Genomic DNA, 17,437 nt, shown 5'->3' on the forward strand with positions numbered 1-17,437 from the left:
AGGACGCCACCCTTGGAAGCTGCCAGCGCGACGGCGATGTCCTCAACAGCGGCTCTGGGTCCAATCGGCGGCCAGGCCGTCGAAATTACCGATTTGCCTCCGGTTCCATCCGACGAAGACGTCGCCGAAGATGCGTCGAACGCCTGGTACCGGGACGCGTTCCCGGACCGAACGGCATGGACCGTAGATGCACTGCCTGCTGTCAACATGAGCGAGACCCCCAGTGATCGAGTGGTGACACCCCCCAATTAACCAGCTGGCCGTCAGGCCCACACCAGTAGTGAGTACTCGACTTTCCTGGTGCCGGATACTCGTATGCGGGTGTGAGTACCTTTCCCCCGGGTGGCGGGTACTCGTCGCCGGCAGTGGCGTCCGTTCGAATCGAGAGTGCACTACTACTCCCCCGCGGCCATTCCCGGCTTCAGCCTGTACTCGACGCTCCCTGCGCGACGGCCGCGGCTCCTGCAAGTTCGTCCCTGCCGGTGATCCCCAATTTCGAATAGCAGCGGTACAGGTGCCCTTCGACCGTCCGGACCGAGATAAGCAGCGTGTCCGCAATCTGCCGGTCGCTGAGTCCCTGGACCGCCAGATTGACGATGTCCCATTCCCTCTTGGTCAGCTTCGGAACCACGGACTCGTTCTGCGTTTCCTCGCTGCCCTGGCCGAGTTCTTCGTTGCAGTGCGCCAGCCCCGCCCGCGCTACGGCGCTGAGCTCCTTGGTCTGGCCGCGATCCGGTGCTGCCAACGCCAATCCATATGCCTTCGCGGCCAGATGGTAGGCAGTGGCTGCCTGTAGCTTCTCCCCTGCGGACAGGTACCGGGCAGCTCCCCCGAACTTGAGTGCCCGTCCGTACTCGGCGAGCGCTTGTGCCCACTCGCCCTCCGTTGCAGCCGCGGTTTCACAAAACCGGTCCAACCTGCTGGTGTCTCCCAGGCCGAGCGCAAGCTCAAGGGCATGAAGTTCAAGGTACGTCGCGTTTTCCTTCGCCGCGTCGTCAGCGTTTTGGTGCAACGCTTCCACTCCCGAACCGTCGGCGTTGAGGAGTTCAAGTCCGGCGTCGAAAAAACTGTTTGCCTGTGCCGCGAGAAGGTGGGTGCTGTGTTGTCCCCAGGCTTTGAAGTCCGCCCGGAACCGTTCGGCTTCAGGCAGCCCGGCGCCGGCTGCGGCATAGAAAGCCATGGCGGCACACAGTCCGAAGAGATTCTGCGGATCGCTGTCCCTCAAGGCTTCGAGTCCCGCCGTCAGCAAGGGCAGGGCGTCGCCGGTTTTTCCCTGCCTGATGGCAATGTATCCGGCCACCACGTAGGCCGCGCCGCCATAGGTCGCCATCGAGACGCCCGACGATTCGTAGTACCTGTCGAGGAGATTTTGTGCGTCGGCCCAGTCACCTACGGCCAACGCGCAGATGACGAGGCGGGCGGAGATGAACTCGGGGATGAAGAAGACATCGTTCTCCTGGGGCTGCGCCAAGGCGGCAGCTTCGAGAACCAATAGCCTCGCCTGGCGCCCGCGGCCGAGGGCGCACATCATTTCTGCCTTAAGTGCGAGTGCCAGGCCCCTGAACAGTGGGGCCAAGGAGCCTTCCACGGTTCCCGACTGGAGGAGCACCCGCTCCAGTTCCGGGCCCATCCTCTTGTAATCGCCATCGACGGAGCCGGCGAGCAGCCCGATCACGGTGGCGGCGAGCGTCACCGCGGCTTGCGCGGCCGGCGTCCGCTGGCCGTCGAGGCCGGGCTGCTGTTCGCCCCATTCGCGGAGGATCTCGGCCTCCGCCCGGATCAAGGAAGCCGACTGCCCGACGGCTGCACGCGTGGCCGCGCGAAGGACGCTGCTGGATACGACCTGGGAGGGTCCGGCGTCGCCATCCACAGTTTCCTGGGCCAAGGCTGCCGCGGCCTCGTCCCGGCGGCCGAGATTGAAGTATGAGCGGGCCAAAACGGCTTGAGCAATCGATTGCCATTGCACGTCCCGGACCGCCGACGCCATACGCAATGCGGTCTCGCTCTGCAGTAGCCTCGCCGAAAGGACCGCGGCCCGGATCAAAAGACGATCGGGCACGTCCGCCCCGCAATCAAGTGACCATGTCACCATCCGCAACAAGGAATCCGGGTTATCCTCCAACACATCCATCCGGGAGATCAGCTGCCGATGCAGTTGGAGGCTCTGCGCGGCCGGGACGATGCTTCTCAGCACCTCTCCGTAGACCGGATTGACGAGCCGGAGGTTTGGCAACCCATTGCCTCCGGGCTTGATCAAATGCTGGTCAAGCAGCTCCTGGACGGCCGCTTCACCGGCCACAACGTTAATCAACGTCTCGTCCACCGGTTCTGCCAATGCGATCAAGTTCAAGGCTTCCCTGCCCGCGGCCGAAATGCGCATCAGCTGAAGTTTGACGACGGCCTCCAGCTTTACCGTGTGGACCGGAGTCGCGGCCGTCTTGAGCCAAACGCCGTGCCGTTGGACGAGGGTTCCCGAGCTCTCAGCTTCGCGGACAAGGGTCTTCAGGAGGAGGGTGTTGCCGCCCGCCTCCGTCCAGAAACCATGGCTCGTGCTGTTCAAGACGATTCCCCCGAGCAATGCCTCGCACAGTTCGTGGCCTTGCTCAGCGGTCAAAGGCTCCAGGTCGAACCATTCGGCGGTCCCCTCGTGCCACATGCGCAAGAGCGGTGCTGGAACTCCCGGCCGTGGAACGCATGCGGCCACGACTTTGGCCCATCCTGCCTGGACAAGCTCGGTCAGCATCGCGCACGTGGCATCGTCCAGGTAGTGCGCGTCATCGACCAGCAGCAAAGCCGGTCCTGTACCTACGCGGATGCCCTCGAGGTGATCCCACAGTGAGCGAAGCACGGCAACCCGGGAAGATATGTCGGCGAGTGAAAGATGGGCAAGGAAAGGAGCCAGTACCCCATACGGGACAGCGGTCAGTGACGGACTTCCGTGTATCGGGACTACCGCAACTTCCCCGCCAAAAACCCTGCCCAGCTGGGCCAGGAGGGACGACGCGCCGAGGCCGGAATCGCCCACGATGAAGACTGCCGAACAATCATCCGCGCGGATGGCGGCCGTAATTCCGGGGAGCAAATGCCCATAATCGAGCCACGGTTCGGGCGGCCTTGTAGCGCGTTCTCCGGCATGAGCATGAACCGCCGCAGCGTTGTCATGACTGCGCGGTTCCTTCAAGCTCGCTCCTCGATGAGATTCCCATTTTCGTGAAGATTTGGTAAAGGTGGCCTTCCACTGTGCGCACGGAAACTTGCAACTGGTTGGCTACCTCTTTGTTACTCAACCCTTGACTGGCCATCTTTGCAACCTGACGCTCCCTTTCCGTCAGTTCGGGTCCAAAAGTGTGAGGTGTCAGGGGAAGTACCGGCACGGTCCCGACCAAGCGGTCCAGCCGTTGCTGGGCCAGCCTTGCGGACGCTGAATCGCCGGCTTCCCGGGCGATGTCCAAGGCCAGGACGGCACAGCGGGACTCCACCGCATCCAATTTCAGTTCCTGGGCAACCGAAGCTGCAAGTAGTAACGTCTTCGGGTCCTTCTTGCGGGTTCCCTCCGCCACCATCCGGTTGACTGCGGCCATCTTGCCCTGGCGGCGGGACGAAACCTGCTCCAGGAGCAACAGTTCCTCCTCGGTGCCGTGGACGGTGGCGCCGAAGAGGCTGATGGACGCCGTGGTGATCCGTCCTTTCGCCAAATCCCGGTTGGCGGACTCGATGAGGCTTTGCTTCGCCCCGGGATCCTTCAGCCAACGCCTGGCCATCTTGACGCAGAATTCGGCCATCCAGGCGGGGAACCAGGCCGTTTCCCCTTGTCCCTTTTCGGCCAATTCGAGAAAAGTCCGGGATTCCTTCACGTCTCCGGCCTGGGCGTACGCAAAAGCGAGCGCGGAGTAGGCCAGTGCTGGTCCGTAGTAGTTGCGCCTGATCTCCAACTGCGCCTGGGCGCCCAGCAGGGTGTCGATCGCGACTGAAGCCCGTCCTGCGTAGGTGTAGGAAACGCCCAGCGCCAGTTCGGCGGCACCGCCAAGATAATGGATGTTCTTTGGTTGCTGATCGAGGGTCGCAGTCAGCATCCGGGCTAGTTCTTCCCACTGTCCGCTGCACAGGAGTGCGGCAAACAAGCCTTCGGACAACCAGTTGTGCAACCGCGGCCGCGCCTTTGCACGCTGTATCTTGTGCCTCAGCTCGCGCGCCAGCTCGATCGCTTCCATTTCCCTGCCCAACACCGCCCAGGCCATGATCAGCAGGCTCCCGCAGCTCAGCCTTTGTTGAAGATCGATGCCGTCCCGGTACTCCTGCTCCAAGGCTTCGGCAACTTCGGCATACTCGCCCTGATGGACGTGGAGCTCGAAACTCGCGAGCCTGAGCATCCCGCTTGCCCGTTCGATTTCCGTGGCATCCGCTCCGGTTTCCTGCGATCGGCGGGAAAGATCCTCCCGGGCCTCGGCGATGAGGCCGGGTATTTGGAGGTGCCCACCTGGAACCCACAGCAGCGCGCTGCAGAGTTCCTGGACATAGTCCGCGTAGTCATACGCCGGGAGGCGCCGAAGCTGCTCGGGCGTCACATCCTTCAAAGCGGCCACCGCGGCCTCGTGCTCGGCCAGAATAACGTGGGAAACGCAGCGCTGCTGGGCGGCAGCCACCCATTCCTTGTCCTCGCGGCCGATCTGCCGGGCGCATTCCAAGGCGAACCAGGGATCGAATTGCCTGTTCGCTGCCGTCGCAGCTGCCAGTGCCACTCCTGGTTCAAGGGTTTCGCGGACATTCAGTGTCGAAGAGGCAAAGCCCAGGAGCGCCTCGGCATCAAGGTCCCGGGTGATGCTGCCGATCACCCCGGCGGCGAGCCGCCGCAGTTCATTCCGCCGTGGCAGATCCATCCAGCCCCGAATAACCTCACCCATGTACTCGTCTCGCAGCGCCACCCGGCGGGCGCCTGACGGTTCGACGCGCAGGTAGCCGGACCACTCCATCTCGGCAACCACTTCAGGTTCCAGGACGTCCAAGAGCACGGCGAGCGGGGCCGTTCGAATGAGGGCAAGCAGCTCCAGGGCTTCCTGGACCGCGGGGGTCTCCCGGGCCAGGCGCGAGCGGACCAGGTCGGTCAGGACTTCAGCGGAAGAAAGGTGGATTTCGCCCTTCATCGCCCAAACCTGTCCGGCCAGGTGCAGGTTGCCTGAGCGGAGCTGTTCGGTGACGATGGCCTGGAGCACCAAGGGATTTCCACCGCTGGACGCGTGCAAAGCGCTTGCAGCAGTAGCGGTCACCCGTTTTCCAAGGACGCCGCTCAGTAATTTAGCAACTTCCGCCCGTGAAAAAACCTGAAGTTCAACTTCGTCCAGGAGGCCGTCTTTCAACAGCCTGATCAGGTCTTCTGGCATGTCTGTGGCTTGGCGGACAGTGACGAGGACTTTCGCTGTCCCACTGATTAACAAGTGCACCAGAAGGGCCGTGCTCATGCTGTCCAAAGCGGGCAGTTCCGAAAGGACCAAGAGCACTTCGCGCCCCGCGGCGTCCGAACTTATCAAATGCGATATGCCGTGGATGATCGCGCCAGGGGAATCTGCGGCATCGACGGGAAGCCTCGCCACCAGATGGGCCAGCGCCCCAAAAGGAGTGCTGACGTCAGTGGAGCCGTGGAGGTGCAGGACGTGAGTCTTTGGAGTGAGCCGGGCCTCAACCGAACGGGCGAAAGTCGCTTTGCCGACGCCCGGCGCGCCAACCACCACCACTCCGTACAAAGACGGGTCACCGAGCGCGTCGATAACCGTGTTCTGAAGATCCTGCCGGACCAGGGACGACCATTTTCGACGCTCTGCAGCGCCCAGTGCTTGCCGCTCCGTTGCGGGTCGCTCTGTTTCAGACTCCGGTGTTGCTCGCAATTTAGATCACGCTACCTTCGCAGCTCTGGCGGACGTGACGTTCAGCGGGTCGTTTGCTTTTGTATTTCCTCTTCACCCCCAGCAGTGATTTGCAAAGTATCATAGCGATCGGCGTGAATCAATTAGCCAGCCGACTAACGATCAGGGTACTTGTTAACCACCGAAATGAGTGCACGTAGGCCCACGCTGCTAGGCCTTGACGGGGTGGAACTTCTGCTGGGCGGCAAGCAAACCTTGAGTCATCAATACCTCGACGGCATCCGCAGCTTCATCCAGGAGGAATGGCAGCTCCTTTTTCTCGGAAGCTCCAAAATCCCTGAGGACATAATCCGCGGTGTCCATTCTTCCGGGCGGCCTGCCCACCCCCACGCGAACCCGCAAGTAGTTCTTTGTAGCCAAGGCCTTGGAAATATCCCGCAGGCCGTTATGCCCGCCCTCTCCGCCGCCGATCTTCAGCTTGACCGTATTGAAGGGAATATCAATTTCGTCGTGGACGGCAATAACGTGATCAGGGGCGATGTCGAAGAACCTGGCCAGGCCGGATACGGGTCCCCCGGAAACGTTCATGTAGCTCATCGGTTTCGCCAGCACTACGCGCGGTCCGCCGATCCCCAGCCTGCCCTCGACCACTTGCGCCCGGGCCTTGTGGGCTTTGAAGCTTCCGCCCATCCGTGAGGCCAGTTCGTCCAGGACCATTTGGCCGACGTTGTGGCGGTTGTGGCTGTATTCAGCGCCGGGATTGCCAAGGCCTACGATCAGCCAGGTGTCTGTCATGGAGTCATCCTAGGGAATCAAGAGTGTGGAATGAAAAAGAAGTGGCCGGGACCCCTCAGGGACCCGGCCACCCGCTAAGGCTAATGCCGCAATTAGTCGGAAAGACTAATAAACCGAACGACTACTCAGCGGCAGGAGCTGCCTCTTCTTCGGCCTCCGAAGTGGCCTCCGAGATGTTGATGATGAGGGTCTCGGGATCGGTGAGCAATTCCGAACCGCTCGGGAGGACGATGTCCGAAGCGTGGACGTGCTCGCCGGCCTTGCGGCCTTCAATGCTGATTTCGACGAAGGTGGGCAGGTGCGTAGCCTCGGCTTCGAGGGAAACCGTGGTGGCTTCCTGGTTGGCGACAGCGCCAATGGCAGCTTCACCGATAACGTGGACGGCAACGTCAACGGTAACCTTTTCGCCCTTGCGGACGGTCAGGAGGTCGATGTGCTCGATGATCTGCTTGATCGGGTCGCGCTGGATGTCCTTCACGAGGGCAAGGTGCTCTTCGCCGTTGACGTCCAGGGCCAGCAGGGCGTTGGAAACTCGGACGGCCAGGGTGGTGGCGCGGCCCGGGAGGTTGATGTGGATGGGCTCAGCGCCGTGACCGTAGATGACGGCGGGGATCTGGCCGGCTGCACGGGCGCGGCGGGCGAAACCCTTGCCGAATTCAGTGCGCAGTTCTGCTGCGAGCTTCTGCTCAGACATGTGTACTCCTTGATTACTGTGGCGCCGGCGAGTTGCCGGCAAGTCGATCAGCAAGGGCGGAGGTCTGTGGTGACCTTCCACGCCCGGCGGAATGCCAGCCGCTGAGCAGCAGGTGCGGTCCGCCTTCGTTGAAGGAGATTCAGACCCAGTCGATAACGGAGACCCGCAATCCGGTTTTAACCCGGATGTGCTCTCCCTCGCCAAGGTATCCCCAAGAGTTTAGCAGCCGGGTCCCGCCAAAGGGAAAACGGCCCCGCCCCGCCCCAACTGGCTCGCATTAGTTGTCGTTTTGAGGGCTCATAACGACAACTAATGCGAGCCAGTTGGGTTGGACCAGCGATGAGTGGGCCCACGCCGGCGAGGGCCCCGGCCTGAGCTTGCGAAGGCTGGGAGCCGGTGGGGATCAGGCGTTGCCGTCGAAGAGGCTGGTGACGGAACCGTCGTCGAACACTTCGCGGATGGCGCGCGCAATCAACGGTGCGATCGACAGGACCGTGAGCTGCGGGAAGCGCTTGTCGGCCGGAATCGGCAAGGTGTTGGTGACGACCACCTCGCGGGCACCGGAATCGGCCAGGCGCTGTGCCGCCGGCTCGGAGAAGACGGCGTGGGTGCACGCGATGATGACGTCCTTGGCGCCGGCGTTCTTGAGGACCTGGACGGCGCCGGAGATCGTTCCACCGGTGTCGATCATGTCGTCGATCAGGACGCAGGTGCGGCCTTCGATCTGCCCGACGACGGTCTTCGAGACGGCCTGGTTCGGCACCGTGAGGTCGCGGCTCTTGTGGACGAACGCCAAAGGCGCACCGCCCAGGCGCTCGGCCCACTGTTCCGCAACGCGGACACGGCCGGTGTCCGGCGAGACAACGGTGATGTTGTCCGCTTCGACCCTGGTGCGGATGTAGTCGGCAAGCAGCGGAATGGCCATGAGGTGGTCCACCGGGCCGTCAAAGAACCCCTGGATCTGGGACGTGTGCAGGTCCACCGACATGATGCGGTCCGCGCCGGCGGTCTTGTAAAGGTCTGCCACCAAGCGGGCGGAGATCGGCTCGCGGCCGCGGCCCTTCTTGTCCTGCCGGGCGTACGGGTAGAACGGCGACACAACCGTGATCCGCTTCGCGGACGCGCGCTTCAGGGAATCGATCATGATCAACTGCTCCATGAGCCAGTTGTTCAGCGGGGCCGGGTGCGCCTGGATGACGAAGGCATCGGTGCCACGGACGCTCTCCGCTGAGCGCACATAGATCTCGCCGTTCGCGAAGTCGTAGGCGTCGATAGGCAGGAGTTCGGTCTCCAACTCCTTGGCGATTTCCTGCGCCAGCTCGGGGTGGGCCCGTCCGGCGGCGAGAACTAGTTTCTTCTCGCCGTGTGCGGTAATTTCGCTCATGCCTGTGTGCCCTCTTCTGTGGTTGCCGGAGTACTTGAGGAATCGGGGGTGGCAGTGGAGCCAAGCGCGGCTTGCGCAGCCTGCGCCCGTTGGGCCGAGTTGCTGCCCTGCCGGTTGGCGATGACCCAGCCTTCCGCGTTGCGCTGGGGAGCGACACTCAGGGTGAGGGCTCCGGCGGGAACGTCCTTGCGGATGATGGCACCGGCGCCGCTGTATGCGCCGTCGCCGATCGTTACGGGGGCCACGAAGACAGTGTTGGAACCGGTCCGTACACCGGAGCCGATCACCGTGCGGTGCTTCTTCTCGCCGTCGTAGTTGGCCGTGATGTTGCCGCAGCCGATGTTGGTGTCCTCGCCGATCTCGGCGTCGCCGGCGTAGCCGAGGTGGGACAGCTTGGAACCGCGGCCGATCGTCACGTTCTTGGTTTCGTAGAAGGCGCCGATCTTGCCGGTCTCCCCAAGGACAGTGCCGGGACGCAGGTAGGTGAACGGACCAACGCTGGCTCCCGCACCGATGGTCGATCCTGAGCCGTGGGTGCGGGTCACCTTCGCGCCTTCGCCCACCGAAACGTCGGTGAGGGTCGTGTCGGGGCCGACGACGGCGTCGCGCGCCACGGTGGTGGTGCCGTGGAGCTGCGTGTTGGGCAGGAGGCGGACGTCTTCGTCCAGTGTGACGGTGGAATCGATCCAGGTGGTGGCCGGGTCAACGACCGTGACGCCTGCACGCATCCACGCCTCGATGATGCGGCGGTTGTGCTCTGCGCCGAGCGCGGCGAGCTGGATACGGTCGTTGGCGCCCTCGACCTGCCAACGGTCGGCGGTGACGACGGCGGAAACCCGGCCTCCGGCGTCGCGCGCCAATTCGAGAACGTCAGTGAGGTATTTTTCTTGCTGGATGTTCTCGGTGGTCACTTTGCGCAACTGCTCGCGAAGCACTTTTGCGTCAAAAGCGTAGATGCCGGAGTTGACTTCGCGGATGGAACGTTCGGCGTCGCTCGCGTCTTTGTGTTCGCGGATGCCCAGCACGGTGCCGTCCTCGGCACGAAGGATGCGGCCATAGCCATTGGCGTCGTCGAGCACCGCGGTCAGGACCGTCACGGCGTTGCCTTCGGATTCATGCGTGGCGACCAGCTCGGACAGAAGGGAACCGGTCAGCAAAGGCACATCACCGTAGGTGACCACTACCGTGCCAGTGAGTTCTGCCTTCGCGTCCAAGGCGTCAAGGGCTACTTCCACCGCGCGCCCGGTTCCCGGAACATCGTCCTGGTCCACGATGACGGCGTCGGGATCGATCAGTTCAATGTGCGCGGCGACGAGGTCCCGCTCATGGCGGACCACGAGGGCCAGCTGCCGGGGATCGATGGAGCGCGCTGCGAGGATGGCGTGCGCCACCATGGAGCGTCCGCCGATTTCGTGGAGGATTTTGGGAGTCCGTGACTTCATCCGCGTACCGGCTCCGGCAGCTAGGACAATTACAGCGGCGGGGCCAGTAGTATCGGGGCTCACGAAGTCGCTCTCCTTGCTCGGTTACGTCCGGGCGAACCCGGCTGCGGCATCTGCTCTATCCTACTCTTGCCGATTCACAGCCTTCCGTGCAGCCAGTGGACAGCTTCGGGAGAGACGGTGCCTTCAGAGGCGGCGCCGGCAGACCACCGACAAGTTCCGCCCATAGGATTCGAACCTATACTCCACGGCTCCAAAGGCCGGGGTGCTGCCATTACACCAGAGCGGACCGTGCGCACTTAGCCCTTGCGGACGCAGGGTCCGCGGGGTTCCCGATTGACCGGGTCGCACACACAAGAATCTAGTTTGCCATGACCATCGCGGTGTTCGCGACTTGGCGCAACCCCGAGTCCTTTCCAGCGGTATTGGCGGGCACTCCAGAGGCCGCTTCACGCTTGCCATAAGGCATGATGGATGCGTGAGCAACAGCACAGGACTTCCCCGGCAGTCGACGGGTTCCAGGGTGATCAACCACCCACCCGCAGCCCAGGTTGTCCGTGCCCGGATGACAGGCGCCCAGCGCCGCTCCCAGCTCATCGAAATTGGCCGGGGCCTCTTTGCCGCCCGCGGCCTGGACGCCACGACCATCGACGAAATCGCAGCCGCCGCGGGCGTGTCCAAGCCGGTGATTTACGAGCACTTCGGCTCGAAGGAAGGCCTCTACACCCAGGTTGTGGAGTTCGAATTCCGGATCCTCCTCGACGCCATCAACGAGTCCCTCGCCGCCGAAGCCAAACCACGCGTCCTCGTTGAACAGGCGGCACTTGCCTTGCTCGGCTACATCGAGGAGCGGAGCGACGGCTTCCGGATCCTCATGCGCGACGCCCCGCCCTCCCAGCCCGAAGGCGCCTTCTCCACCCTCCTCTCCCACGTGGCCGATCGCGTAGAGGACCTCCTCGCCGACGAATTCGCCCGGCGCGGTTTCAGCGCAGCCGACGGCGCCATGTATGCCCAAATGCTCGTGGGCATGGTGGCGATGACCGGCCAATGGTGGCTGGACCACCGCGAGCCCGACAAACGCGCGGTAGCCGCCCACCTGGTCAACCTGGCATGGAACGGCCTGACGGGCCTGCAAAAGGAGCCGGAACTCCGGAGCGAGGGCTAGGGCGTCTGGTTGGCTTTTGCGGTTGCGGTTGCGTCCGTAGTCGCCTTCCCACGTGTCCGCGGTCGCCTCCGCGGTTGCGTTTCCGTGGTCGCCTCCGCGGCGCAACGGCCCTTCGCCGTCGCTTAGACACAGCGCATATGGGGTCTTCCGGTCGCTGAGCGACCTCCAAACCCCGATGCGCCGCGATGCGCTCCTACCCGAAGGCCCGCAGCACCGCTCTTGCCATCGTTCCGGTTGGCGCCTGGCCTTCAACGCCGAGGCGCTCCGTCGACACGCAAAATTCCTATCGACACTGGAATCCGCGCATCGGATTTCACTTTCTGCGTCGCTGGCAAATTTGGGGGTCGAGAATCGCCCCCGATTCACCAAACAGCCGCTTCGACCCGCGCCCGGACCTCCGACGCCGATGCGCCCCGTCGACGCGCAAAATTCCTATCGACACTGGAATCCGCGCAGCGGTTTTCACTTTCTGCGTCGCTGGCAAATTTGGGTGTCGAGAATCGCCCCCGATTCACCAAACAACCGCTTCGATTGGCGCCCGGACCTCCGACGCCGATGTGCCCCGACGACGCGCAAAATTCCTATCGGCACTGGAATCCGCGCATTGATTTTCTCGATCTGTGTCGCTGGCAAATTTGTGTGTCAAGAATTGCCGAAGTCTCCCTTGTGCCTCGAGTTCCACGGCCCCCTACCCATCCCACCGCTGGCGGACGACGCCGGCAGTCCGCCCCCGCGAGGTGACTTACCCCCGCCGGAGGCGGTTCTTCCGAAAGGAGCGCATCGCGGCCCTTCGTGGGCCGGAGGTCGCTCAGCGACCGCAGGCCCACATATGGGCCGTGTCTAAGCGACGCGGAAGCGCCGGCTCAGGCACCAAAGGCAACCGCAAAGGATGCCGGCGCCCGTCCCAGCCCGCCTACTCCCCCAGGATCTCCGCCGCCTCGAGCCATTCGAGCTCTAGGCCTTCTTTTTCGTCGAGGAGTTCCTGGAGCTTGGTGTTCAGTTCGCCGAGGGCGTCGAAGTCGCCGGATTGGGACTTGGCCGCCATTTGGACGTGGAGCTTCTCTTCTTGTTGCGCGATTTTGCCCAGTTGACGGTCGATCCTGTTCAGGTCTTTGCGGGCTTCGCGCTTCTCCGCTTCGCTGGGCCCGGAGGCTGCGGCACTCGAGCCGCTTCCCGCCGTCGGCCTCGCGCTGCCGCTCGACGCGCCGCCGGTCACCGCGCCGCTCGCCAGCGCGGCTTCGCGCAATTCCAGGTACTGGTCCACGCCGCCCGGAAGTCCGCGGAGCTTGCCGTCACCCAGGAGTGCCATTTGGGAATCCGTGACGCGTTCCAGCAAGTAGCGGTCGTGGCTGACAACAACCAGCGTGCCGGGCCAGCCGTCCAGGACGTCTTCGACGGCGGCAAGCGTGTCGGTATCGAGGTCGTTGGTGGGTTCGTCGAGCATCAGGACGTTCGGTTCGCCCACAAGCAGACGCAGAAGTTGCAGGCGGCGCCGTTCGCCGCCGGAAAGGTCGGTGACGGGAGTCCACTGCTTTTCCTTCGTGAACCCGAGCTGCTCCACGAGCTGGCCGGCCGTGAATTCCTTGCCGCCCACGCTGAAGGAGCGCTTCTCGCGTTCGATGACCTCGATCACGCGAAGGTCGGACACGTCATCGAGTTCCTTGACGTCCTGGCTGAGCACCGCCGTGACAACAGTCTTGCCGCGCTTGACCTTGCCTGAACTCGGCGTGATCTCGCCGTTAAGGAGCCTCAGGAGGGTGGACTTTCCGGCACCGTTGACGCCCACCAGCCCCAGCCGCTGTCCCGGAGCCAAGCGCAAGGTGACGTCGTCGAAGAGCTTCCGGCCGGCGTCGTCCCCCTTGAAGTCCAGGGAGACGCCTTCAAGGTCCAGCACGTCCTTGCCGAGGCGGGCGGTTGCCATCTTGCTGAGGGCCACCGAGTCGCGCGGATCAGGAACATCTGCGATCAGCTCGTTGGCGGCTTCGATGCGGAACTTGGGCTTGGACGTGCGCGCAGGGGCGCCCCGGCGCAGCCACGCCAGCTCCTTCTTGACCAGCTGTTGGCGCTTGCTTTCGACGACGGACGCCGTGCGGTCACGCTCGGCGCGGGCCAACACGTAGGCAGCGTAACCGCCGTCGAACGGGTCCACTATGGCGTCGTGCACTTCCCACGTCCGGTTGCAGACTTCGTCCAGGAACCAACGGTCGTGAGTCACCACAAGGAACGCGCCTTGGTTGGCGCGCCAGCGGGTCTTCAAGTGCCGGGAAAGCCAGGCGACGCCTTCCACATCGAGGTGGTTGGTTGGTTCGTCGAGCATGATGACGTCGTGGTCTTCGATGAGCAGCTTGGCCAGGGCGACTCTGCGCTTTTGTCCGCCGGAGAGGGCATGCACGTTGGCGTGCCAATCGACGTCGGCCACGAGGCCACCCATGATCTCGCGGATTTTGGGGTTCGCGGCCCATTCGTGGTCGGCTTGGTCGCCGACGATCGCGGCGCCGACCGTGAGGTCGCCGTCGAGCACGTCGGACTGGTCGAGGTAGCCGACGTTGACGTCGCCGCGTTTGGTGACGCGGCCGGAGTCCGGCGTCGAGCGCAATGCCAGCAAGCGCATCAGCGTGGATTTGCCGTCGCCGTTGCGCCCGACCATGCCGATCCTGTCGCCGTCCTCCAAACCAAGGGTTACGCCGTCGAGGATGGTGCGGGTTGCGAATGAAACGGTGAGGTTTTCACCGCCAAGCAGGTGGGCCACTGGGTACTACTTTCTGGTGTGAACAGTCAGGGCGACGTGTCAAAGAAGGGTATCGGAGATGATTCGGGCACCCGGAACCGGGCCGTGCACAGCAAGGGCGTTGTGTCCCAGGTGCCGAAGATCCTCGGCGAGCCCCTCGGCCGCCCGGGGGTTGTGGGCAAGCAAAGCCACGGTGGGGCCGGAACCGGAAACAATCCCGGCCAGGGCACCGCTGGACTCCCCTATCCCTATGGTGTCCCGCAATTGCGGGGCCAGCTCGATCGAGGCGCGCTGGAGGTCGTTGATGAGGACTTTGCTCAAGGCATCGGGATTCCCGTCGCGCAGCGCCTGGAGGATCTTGGCGTCCACCTCGAGCGGTTCGGGGATGTCGAGTCCCTCGGTGGTCCGAAGCCTGTCCAAGGTGTGGAAAACCTCGGGTGTGGAAAGTCCGTAGTCTGCGCAGACGAGGACCCAGTCCATCTGCGCTTTTGCGAGGGCAGGTGAGAGTTCGTCGCCCACGCCAAGCCCGACGGCGGTACCTCCGAGAAGCGAGAACGGCACGTCCGCGCCCAGCTCGGCTGCAAGGTGGGCCAGTTCTTCGCGTGACAAACCACTGTTCCAGAGGGCATCGCAGGCCAGGAGTGTCGCCGCGGCGTCGGCCGAGCCGCCGCCCATGCCCCCGGCGACGGGGACGCGCTTGGTGATTTCCAAATGCACGCCCGTGGCTTTCTCCGAGACATCCCTCATGATGGCGGCAGCCTTGTAGGCCAGGTTCCGCTCGTCCAGCGGGATGTCCACACCGTCGAGGTCCAAGGTGCTTGAGGGAGCGATGCTGACCGTGATCCCGGTCCCCTCCGTGCTCGTTGCGGCTACTTCCTCGTACAGGGACACCGCGAGATACACGCTGGCCACAGAGTGGTAGCCGTCGGGCCGCAAGGGGCCGACGTTGAGGGAAACGTTCACTTTGCCGGGTGCCCGGACGCGTACGGTCCGTGCGACGAAGCGCCCGCGGTTCGCACCGCCGATTGCCGGATTCATGCGTCCAGGGGGTGGCGTGCCTCGGCGATCCGGACAAACGCGTTGATATCGAGCACCTCTCCGCGGGCAGTCGGATCAACGCCTGCAGCGACAATGAAACGTTCGGCCTCCGCCGCGCTCCCCGCCCATGTCGCGAGGGCCGCGCGGAGCGTCTTGCGCCGCTGGGCAAAAGCGGCGTCGATGACTGCGAAGACCTGTTCGCGCGTGGCGTGCGTTGCCGGCGGCGCGCCGCGGGTGAAGGACACCAGGCCGGAGTGGATCTTGGGGGCCGGCCAGAACACATTCATGCCGATCACGCCGGCCTTGCGCATGTGGCCGTACCAGGCGGCCTTGACCGAGGGGACTCCGTAGATCTTGGAGCCCGGCCCCGCGGCCAGCCGGTCCGCCACCTCGTCCTGGACCATGACCAGCCCGTGTTGCAGGCTCGGGAAATGTTGGAGCAGGTGCAGGACCACGGGGACGGCGACGTTGTACGGCAGGTTGGCCACGAGAGCCGTGGGCTGAACCGGAAGTTCGGTGACCTTCATGGCGTCGGAGAGGACCAGGTGGAATTCGTCCACGGCTTCCGGGCGCCACGTGCGCACCGTTTCCGGCAACTTGCCGGCCAGTACGGGATCGATCTCGACGGCGACAACTGTCTTGGCGGCGTCGAGCAGGCCGAGCGTCAGCGAACCCAGCCCGGGGCCGACCTCCAGCACGGTTTCCTCGGGATCAATACCGGCGGCGGAGACGATCCTCCTGATCGTGTTGCCGTCGATGACGAAGTTCTGGCCCAGGGTCTTTGTGGGGCGGACACCGATTTCCTCGGCGAGCCGTCGGATGTCCGCAGCTCCCAGAAGGGGCGCGACGGCGGCGGGTTCGGAATTCGGTTCAGTCACCTAGGTATCGTATCGTCTGAGCGACCGGCGGGAGCGCCGCCTCTTGGCTTCAGCACGCGAAAAGGCCGGGCCCGAAAAATTCCGGACCCGGCCACGTTCATTTTTGCCTAGCTGGATGCTGCCCATCCGCAGCCCCACGGAGACAGGCCGCGCTGCGCGTAGACGCGGTTGGCGATGTCGATCTGCTGGGCCTTGCTGGCGGCGGCGGCGTTGGGAGCGTAAGCGCCACCGCCGGAACCGATCCAGGTCTGGATGTCGAACTGCAGGCCACCGTAGTAACCGTTGCCGGTGTTGATGGCCCAGTTCCCGCCGGACTCGCACTGTGCGATCTTGTCCCACATTGCCTCGTTCGGCGCACCCGTAGGTCCGGAGGCAACAGCTGCGGCAGGTGCGGGCTTGGGGCGTTCCTTGGTTCCGACCGTTACCTTCGCGGAGACCGGCTTGACGGTGACGTCAGAGGAGACCAACGTCCGGGAAGCCTCACGGCCATCCACAAGGACGAGCTTGAACGTCTTGCTGAGCAGCCCGAGGACCCCTTCCTGGGTGACCGTCTTCTGGTCGCTGAACTGGGTGGCGTCTTCCGTCGTGACCGTGTCGAACGGGACGTTCTCGGTCTCGGTGGCGGTCTTGCTGGTGTCCACCCGCGAAACCTTGATCACCATGTTCTGGACAACGGGAGCCGAATTGGGCTGCGAAACCCGGTCGTTGGCGCCAAGCGAGACGCCGGCATCGCTGAGGACGGTGCCCACGTCGGCCGCCGTCGTGGTCTTTGCCGAACTCTGACCGTCGACAATCAGGCTGATCGTCTTGGGGGTCAGGATCGAAACGTAGGATCCGGAGACGGCCAGCTGCGTGTCTTTCGGCTGCGAGACGGCCGATGCGCTCGCGACGCCGAGCTCGGAAACGAGGCCTTCGACGTTGGGGGCGGTGGTGTTGACGGTCCGCTGGGCGCCATCAAGGCTGACGGTGACGGCCTTGGCCAGGTTGACGTTGATGATGGAACCGTTCTGCACCGAGGCGTCCAAGGCCGGGGATACCCGGTCTTCAGCCTTCAGATCGACCTTGGCTGCCTTGACCACTTGGTCAACGGTGTTGCCGAAGGTCTGGACGGAACTCACTTTGCCGTCGACGTTGAGGGTGACTGATTTGTTGTTGCCTGTAAAAGCAACCACTCCCAGCACCAGTGCCGAAAGCACCAGCAGCTGCGCACCGACTTTGACGAAACTGAACTTGCCGCCCGTGGTGAAGAACTTAACCATGTTTGCCCGTAACTTTTGGACCATCCGGGCACGGGGAAAAGCGCACAGGGGCCTCCTGCCGCGGTCCCGGATGCCTGCCGAAGCATGCTGGAGGACTGCAGCGGAGTTGTGCGCCGCCACACTCAATTCAACTGAAAACACCAATTGCGAACGGAGTTAGTTGTCCGAAGGCCTTCCCCGACCCCGGCTACTGGTT

General features: G+C 63.8%; 12 protein-coding genes and 1 tRNA gene. 2 read left to right on the plus strand and 11 right to left on the minus strand.

What is annotated here, in order from left to right; translation table 11 throughout:
* Positions 1 to 12 precede the first annotated feature (12 nt).
* Entirely contained in the window at positions 13 to 252 is a 240-nt protein-coding gene (locus VLA65_RS00585) for a hypothetical protein (RefSeq protein WP_172465510.1), read from the plus strand.
* 169 nt (positions 253 to 421) lie between these two features.
* Here VLA65_RS00585 and VLA65_RS00590 read toward each other — a convergent pair whose 3' ends face one another.
* The 7 genes from VLA65_RS00590 to VLA65_RS00620 all read right to left on the minus strand — a co-directional run bounded on the left by VLA65_RS00590 (position 422) and on the right by VLA65_RS00620 (position 10,462).
* Positions 422 to 3,181: a LuxR C-terminal-related transcriptional regulator gene (locus tag VLA65_RS00590; RefSeq protein WP_332601513.1), complete on the minus strand. Its 2,760-nt coding sequence runs from the start codon at positions 3,179 to 3,181 to the stop codon at positions 422 to 424.
* Positions 3,159 to 5,879, minus strand: a complete 2,721-nt coding sequence (locus tag VLA65_RS00595) for a helix-turn-helix transcriptional regulator (RefSeq protein ID WP_284989828.1) — start codon at positions 5,877 to 5,879, stop codon at positions 3,159 to 3,161. The genes VLA65_RS00590 and VLA65_RS00595 overlap by 23 nt, the downstream gene beginning before the upstream one ends.
* Before the next feature lie 189 nt (positions 5,880 to 6,068).
* Positions 6,069 to 6,653, minus strand: a complete 585-nt coding sequence (pth, locus tag VLA65_RS00600) for an aminoacyl-tRNA hydrolase (protein WP_332601514.1) — start codon at positions 6,651 to 6,653, stop codon at positions 6,069 to 6,071.
* A 121-nt stretch (positions 6,654 to 6,774) separates the two neighbouring features.
* Entirely contained in the window at positions 6,775 to 7,347 is a 573-nt protein-coding gene (locus tag VLA65_RS00605) for a 50S ribosomal protein L25/general stress protein Ctc (RefSeq protein WP_284752518.1), read from the minus strand.
* Between the two features lie 403 nt (positions 7,348 to 7,750).
* On the minus strand, positions 7,751 to 8,731 hold the full coding sequence (locus VLA65_RS00610) for a ribose-phosphate diphosphokinase (protein WP_028266439.1): 981 nt from the start codon (positions 8,729 to 8,731) through the stop codon (positions 7,751 to 7,753).
* A complete protein-coding gene (glmU, locus tag VLA65_RS00615; RefSeq protein ID WP_284989829.1) occupies positions 8,728 to 10,236 on the minus strand; it encodes a bifunctional UDP-N-acetylglucosamine diphosphorylase/glucosamine-1-phosphate N-acetyltransferase GlmU in 1,509 nt (502 codons plus the stop codon). The genes VLA65_RS00610 and glmU overlap by 4 nt, the downstream gene beginning before the upstream one ends.
* Before the next feature lie 154 nt (positions 10,237 to 10,390).
* Positions 10,391 to 10,462 (minus strand) — tRNA-Gln (locus VLA65_RS00620).
* Between the two features lie 189 nt (positions 10,463 to 10,651).
* Between VLA65_RS00620 and VLA65_RS00625 the strand changes: the two genes are divergently transcribed.
* Complete coding sequence (locus tag VLA65_RS00625; protein WP_442880124.1) at positions 10,652 to 11,338, plus strand: TetR/AcrR family transcriptional regulator; 687 nt, start codon at positions 10,652 to 10,654, stop codon at positions 11,336 to 11,338.
* A gap of 913 nt (positions 11,339 to 12,251) precedes the next feature.
* Here the strand turns inward: VLA65_RS00625 and VLA65_RS00630 are convergent.
* The 4 genes from VLA65_RS00630 to VLA65_RS00645 all read right to left on the minus strand — a co-directional run bounded on the left by VLA65_RS00630 (position 12,252) and on the right by VLA65_RS00645 (position 17,241).
* Entirely contained in the window at positions 12,252 to 14,087 is a 1,836-nt protein-coding gene (locus VLA65_RS00630; RefSeq protein WP_284989830.1) for an ABC-F family ATP-binding cassette domain-containing protein, read from the minus strand.
* A 39-nt stretch (positions 14,088 to 14,126) separates the two neighbouring features.
* A complete protein-coding gene (locus tag VLA65_RS00635) occupies positions 14,127 to 15,104 on the minus strand; it encodes a 4-(cytidine 5'-diphospho)-2-C-methyl-D-erythritol kinase (protein WP_284989831.1) in 978 nt (325 codons plus the stop codon).
* A complete protein-coding gene (gene rsmA, locus VLA65_RS00640) occupies positions 15,101 to 15,982 on the minus strand; it encodes a 16S rRNA (adenine(1518)-N(6)/adenine(1519)-N(6))-dimethyltransferase RsmA (protein WP_284989832.1) in 882 nt (293 codons plus the stop codon). Before rsmA ends, VLA65_RS00635 begins: the two co-directional genes overlap by 4 nt.
* A 107-nt stretch (positions 15,983 to 16,089) precedes the next feature.
* Positions 16,090 to 17,241, minus strand: a complete 1,152-nt coding sequence (locus VLA65_RS00645) for a resuscitation-promoting factor (protein WP_059387941.1) — start codon at positions 17,239 to 17,241, stop codon at positions 16,090 to 16,092.
* Positions 17,242 to 17,437: the final 196 nt, after the last annotated feature.

Source organism: Arthrobacter sp. S2(2024), assembly GCF_036662515.1.
Taxonomy (GTDB): Bacteria; Actinomycetota; Actinomycetes; order Actinomycetales; family Micrococcaceae; genus Arthrobacter.